The organism is Mesorhizobium sp. M7A.F.Ca.CA.002.05.1.1, assembly GCF_003998335.1.
Lineage (GTDB): Bacteria > Pseudomonadota > Alphaproteobacteria > Rhizobiales > Rhizobiaceae > Mesorhizobium.
This window is the reverse complement of record NZ_RZQI01000487.1, coordinates 1-4,515: the sequence shown is the minus strand read 5'-3', so window position 1 is coordinate 4,515 and position 4,515 is coordinate 1. Positions and strand designations below refer to the sequence as shown.

Annotated in this window: 5 protein-coding genes and 1 pseudogene; 4 read left to right on the top strand and 2 right to left on the bottom strand. The window is 65.0% G+C overall.

The genetic code is table 11. The annotated features are described in order from the left end of the window. Nucleotides 1-1,550 (bottom strand): diguanylate cyclase domain-containing protein (locus EN939_RS22205; protein ID WP_127269680.1); only part of this gene is annotated, 1,550 nt, incomplete at its 3' end. Between the two features lie 249 nt (nucleotides 1,551-1,799). Here EN939_RS22205 and EN939_RS22200 point away from each other — a divergent pair. Next, a complete protein-coding gene (locus EN939_RS22200; protein WP_127269678.1) occupies nucleotides 1,800-2,249 on the top strand; it encodes an ester cyclase in 450 nt (149 codons plus the stop codon). A 10-nt stretch (nucleotides 2,250-2,259) separates the two neighbouring features. Here EN939_RS22200 and EN939_RS39195 read toward each other — a convergent pair whose 3' ends face one another. Continuing rightward, nucleotides 2,260-2,619, bottom strand: coding sequence for a helix-turn-helix domain-containing protein (locus EN939_RS39195; protein ID WP_236382749.1), 360 nt, complete (start codon nucleotides 2,617-2,619; stop codon nucleotides 2,260-2,262). Here EN939_RS39195 and ada point away from each other — a divergent pair. The 3 genes and pseudogenes from ada to EN939_RS22175 form a co-directional block, all read left to right on the top strand. Further along, a complete protein-coding gene (ada, locus tag EN939_RS22190; protein ID WP_164748794.1) occupies nucleotides 2,575-3,690 on the top strand; it encodes a bifunctional DNA-binding transcriptional regulator/O6-methylguanine-DNA methyltransferase Ada in 1,116 nt (371 codons plus the stop codon). The two genes, EN939_RS39195 and ada, sit on opposite strands and share 45 nt — an antisense overlap. Before the next feature lie 18 nt (nucleotides 3,691-3,708). After that, entirely contained in the window at nucleotides 3,709-3,921 is a 213-nt protein-coding gene (locus EN939_RS22185; protein WP_236382747.1) for a hypothetical protein, read from the top strand. Between the two features lie 321 nt (nucleotides 3,922-4,242). Continuing rightward, nucleotides 4,243-4,515, top strand: a pseudogene (locus EN939_RS22175) (methylated-DNA--[protein]-cysteine S-methyltransferase); the annotation flags it as partial.

The window sequence follows — 4,515 nt, the reverse complement described above, 5'->3', positions numbered from 1 at the left end:
ATCCAGCGGTCGAGCCGCGACGCGATGCCGAACCGCTCGGCCACCGGAATGAACTCGCCGGGTGGCACCAGCCGGCCGTTGCGGGCGGCGAGCCTGGCCAACACTTCGACATGGCGGCTTTCCAGCCAGGGACGGCCCAGCCGATGGATTTCCTGGCCAAACAGCTTCAGCCTTCCGTCTTCCATGGCATCGACCGTATCGGCGACGACGCGCGCCGCGTTGAGGCCACCCGAACCCGATGCCGTATCGGTGGAGAAGACGGCAAATCGGTTCCGCCCGGCGGCCTTGGCCGCGTAGCAGGCGTCGTCGGCGCAGGCCAGCGCGTCGGCCACCGTCGTGTTGGCGTCATCGACGAAAGCGATGCCGATCGAGGCCGCCAGCTTGCGCGACGTGGCCGTCGATCCTAGTTCGGCATCGCGAACCGCGGCAAGTACCGCGTCGGCCAGCCGCCCGGCCTGCGCCGTATTGCAATTGGGCATCAGCAGCGCGAACTCGTCACCGCCCAGGCGCGCGGCATGCGCCGTCGGGGGAAGGCAGCCCAGAATGCCTAGGGCAACGCTTTTCAGTGCCAGGTCGCCGGCCGCGTGGCCGGCAAAATCGTTGAGCGCCTTGAAGTAGTCGAGATCGACGTAGAACACGGAAAGCGGCAGCAACTGCGGGGCCGCGATGTGATCGGCCAGCAGCCGGTCGAACGCGGCGCGGTTCAAGAGACCGGTGAGCGCGTCATGGCGGGCCGCATAGGCAAGCTCCTGCTCGCGCTGCTTGTCTTCGGTGATGTCGCGCACCGTGCCCAGGATCTGCCCCGCCAGCCGGCGGTCCGGGATTTGCGGGTCGGCGATGAAACGCAGCAGGGATTCTATGTGCCGGACCTCTCCGTCGCGCCGGACGATGCGGTATTGCACGGCGGTGACCTTGTCCGTTTCGAGCGGCACCAGATGCGCGCGCGACGCGGCCTCCTTATCGTCCGGATGCAGATAGCCGAACCAGTGGTCGCGCTCGACTTCGGCGGTGTCGGAGACAAGCCCGAAAATCTCCCTGGTGCGTTCGTCCCAATAGCTTTTGCCGGTGGCGAGGTCGTGGTGCCAGATGCCGGTACCGCTGGCGGCAAGCGCCAGGCGGAAGCGCACATTGACCTGCTCGAGTTCGGCTTCGGCCGCCTTCTGCTTGGAGATGTCGGTCTGCACACCCATCAGCCTGAGCGGCTTTCCCATCGCGTCGCGCTCGACGGCGCCGCCGCGATCGAGCACCCACACCCAGTGTCCCTGCTTGTGCTTCAGCCGCAATTCGGTCTCGATGGCGTCGGTCAGGCCGGCAATGTGGCGGTCGCCGCTGGCCAGCGCCCGCTCGCGGTCGTCGGGATGGGTCAGTTGCAGCCACAGGTCGCTGGTGTTGGCAAGTTCGCTCTCATCGTAGCCCAGCATCCGCGCCCAGGTCGCGGAATAGAAGCAGTCGCCGGTTACAAGATCCCAGTCCCAGACACCAAGATGGGCGCGCTCCAGGGCCTTGGCCCAGAACGTTCCATTGCGACTTTTCTTGCCCTGACGCGCCATCGTCTGCTTCGCCTGCTCCACCGCAGGGCAATCTGCGGCAAAACCAGAGAAGAAACAGTTACCACGGCGATGGCGGGCTGCTTTGTTGGCTCCTCACCTGCCGCCTCTGCTCTTCGATTGGCCGGCAAGAACCGGAGTTTCGCATCGGCCGGATGTTCCTAGTCATGGCTCCAGGTCATCGGCCAATCCGGTGATCCCGGATCATCGGCGGCGCCGATGATCACATTGCAGAGACAAGAGGATCTTCCAATGACCAGACAAGAAGACAACAAGGCCGTCGTCGTCAGATGGTTCACCGACTTCTGGGGTGAAAGCTGCGACCTGTCCGTCGTCGACGACATCGCGGCACCCGACATGCTGCTGAAATACTCGCTGCACGAGCCGCGCCGCGGCCGCGACGAAATCAAGGCCTTCATGAGCGGCTTCCGCGCCGCCTTCCCGGACCTCAGCTTCTGGGCCACGGCCGACCTGATTGCCGAGGGCGACTATGTCGTCGGCCAGTGGGAGGGCGGCGGCACGCATACCGGCCCGGCCTTCGGCGATTTCCTCGCCGGCTCGCTGCCGGCCGCCACCGGCCGCACGATGCGTTTCACCGGCACCACGGTGCTGAAGGTGGTCGACGGCAGGATCGTCGAGGAGATCGGCCTCGATGACGGCGTCGCCGCCCTCACCCAGCTCGGCTTGATGAAGGCTGCCTGATTCGAAAGGGCTATCGCCGTCCAGGCGATGGCCCACCTTCAACGGGATCGGCGGCTTCGATCGGATAGTGCTTGTCCTCATAGGCCTCGATCAGAGTTGCGAGAACGTCGAACCGGTCACCATCGCGAGAGCCGACCTCCGGCTCATTTTCGAAATATTTAGTGATTTCGGCGATCGCCCAATCGTAATCGGCTTCGGTCTTAATGGGTCGAATGTTTTCCATCACACCATACTCTTTGTGCGTGCCGACGAACAGGCTTGCACCCTCCTGACCCTTGTCAAGAAACGGGTGGCGAGGCCGGCCTTTGGCGGCTTCAATGCGGCCATGTTCATCACCCTGGCCAAGAATCTGAAATCCACGCCGCTGCAAGCCGCCGACGATCCGCGCTGGGCGCGAATCGTCGCGCGCGACAAGTCGGCCGACGGCGCATTCTGGTATTCGGTGGCGACGACCGGTGTCTATTGCCGGCCTTCCTGCCCGTCTCGGCGCGCCAATCCGAAAAATGTGCAATTGCACGACACGCTCGATCAGGCCAGGGCCACCGGCTTTCGCCCGTGCCGGCGCTGCGACCCGGATGGCCCGTCGCTCGAGGCCGGCAACGCGGCGATGGTCGCCGCTGCTTGCCGCAGGATCGAGCAGAGCCAGGAAGAACCGTCGCTCGCTGAACTGGCTGATGCCGCCGGCCGCAGCGCCGGTTATTTCCATCGTATCTTCAAGGCGGCCACCGGGCTGACACCGAAGGACTATGCCGCCGCGCACCGCGCAGCCAGGGTTCGTCAGGGCCTGGAAGACGGCGCCAGCGTGACGACGGCGATCTACGATGCCGGCTTCAATTCGAGCGGACGTTTTTATGAGAAATCCACTGGCATGCTCGGCATGACGCCGACGCGCTATCGCGCCGGCGGCGCCGATGAAGAGATCCGCTTCGCCGTCGGCGAGACCTCGCTCGGCACCATCCTGGTCGCGTCCAGTCAAAAGGGCGTCGCCTCGATCCTGCTCGGCGACGATCCTGACGCACTGGTGCGCGACCTGCAGGACCGTTTCCCCAGGGCACGGCTAATCGGCGGCGATCACGACTACGAGGCGCTGGTCGCCCGCGTCGTCGGTTTCGTCGAAGTTCCGGCGCTCGGTCTCGATTTGCCGCTCGACGTGCGCGGCACGGCGTTCCAGCAGCGCGTCTGGCAGGCCTTGCGCGACATCCCCGCCGGCCGCACGGTTTCCTATGCCGAGATCGCGCGGCGCATCGGCTCACCGAAGGCGACCCGCGCCATCGCCGCCGCCTGCGCCGCCAACAATCTTGCCGTCGCCATTCCCTGCCACCGCGTGACCCGCAGGGATGGCGCCCTGTCCGGCTACGCCTGGGGCGCGGAGCGCAAGCGCGCGCTGCTGGAGCGTGAGGCCGGCGAATCTGACAGCGCCTACCGATCCGCGCGGAGATGACGGCCAAGCATGCGCGCGATGGCAAGATCTCATGACAGCGTCACCAATCGGACAGCTCGCACCACCGCCGCCGGCAACCGCGCGAAGTCCCATGTCATGGCCGCCATCGGCGGGCTGGTCGATGAGGGTAAGGCTGAGTGGAACCACACCGCAACCGGCGACATCGAGCTGCGCCTGCTGAGCGGTGAAGTGTTCGTGCTCGGCGAGGTGTCGGTCACGCGTGTCGAATGAGCATGCTTGGCTGAAGTGCGGACGGTTCAAAATCAGCACTCTATGGCGCGCCCCTCTGTCCTACCGGACATCTCCCCCACAAGGAGGGAGATTGGCAGTTCCGGCGCCGGCTCTCGTCCTGCAACGTTGGAGATTGGCGAAGGCGGTGGTGACAGCCAATCTCCCCACCCGTGGGGGAGATGTCCGGTAGGACAGAGGAGGGCGCCATAGAGCACCTACCTTTGCGCCTTTCAGGCAGATTTGAATTTGAAAGCAAGCACCGGAGTGAGACACGGCCGACACCGTGGCTAGGGTTCAGCCACAAACAAAGGAGTGAAGGCAATGAACCTTATACAAACCACTATGCCGATGGCCGCCTGCAACGTCGCCGCCCTCGGCACCATCGCCTATGCCATCGGCGAATCCCCCATCGGCAAAATCCTGGCGGCGCGCAGCGATATCGGCGTCTGCGCCATCCTGATCGGCTCGGATGCCGACACACTGGAGCAGGATCTCGCCAACCGCTTCCCAGGCAAGATACTGGCCAAGGACGAGGCCGCACTGCGCGACGATCTCGCGGCAATCGCGCGCTTCATCGAAATGCCCGGCGTCGGC

Coding starts and splice junctions, on each gene's coding strand:
- EN939_RS22200 (WP_127269678.1), top strand. CDS start 1,800: ATGACCAGACAAGAAGACAACAAGGCCGTCGTCGTCAGATGGTTCACC.
- ada (WP_164748794.1), top strand. CDS start 2,575: ATGTTCATCACCCTGGCCAAGAATCTGAAATCCACGCCGCTGCAAGCC.
- EN939_RS22185 (WP_236382747.1), top strand. CDS start 3,709: ATGGCAAGATCTCATGACAGCGTCACCAATCGGACAGCTCGCACCACC.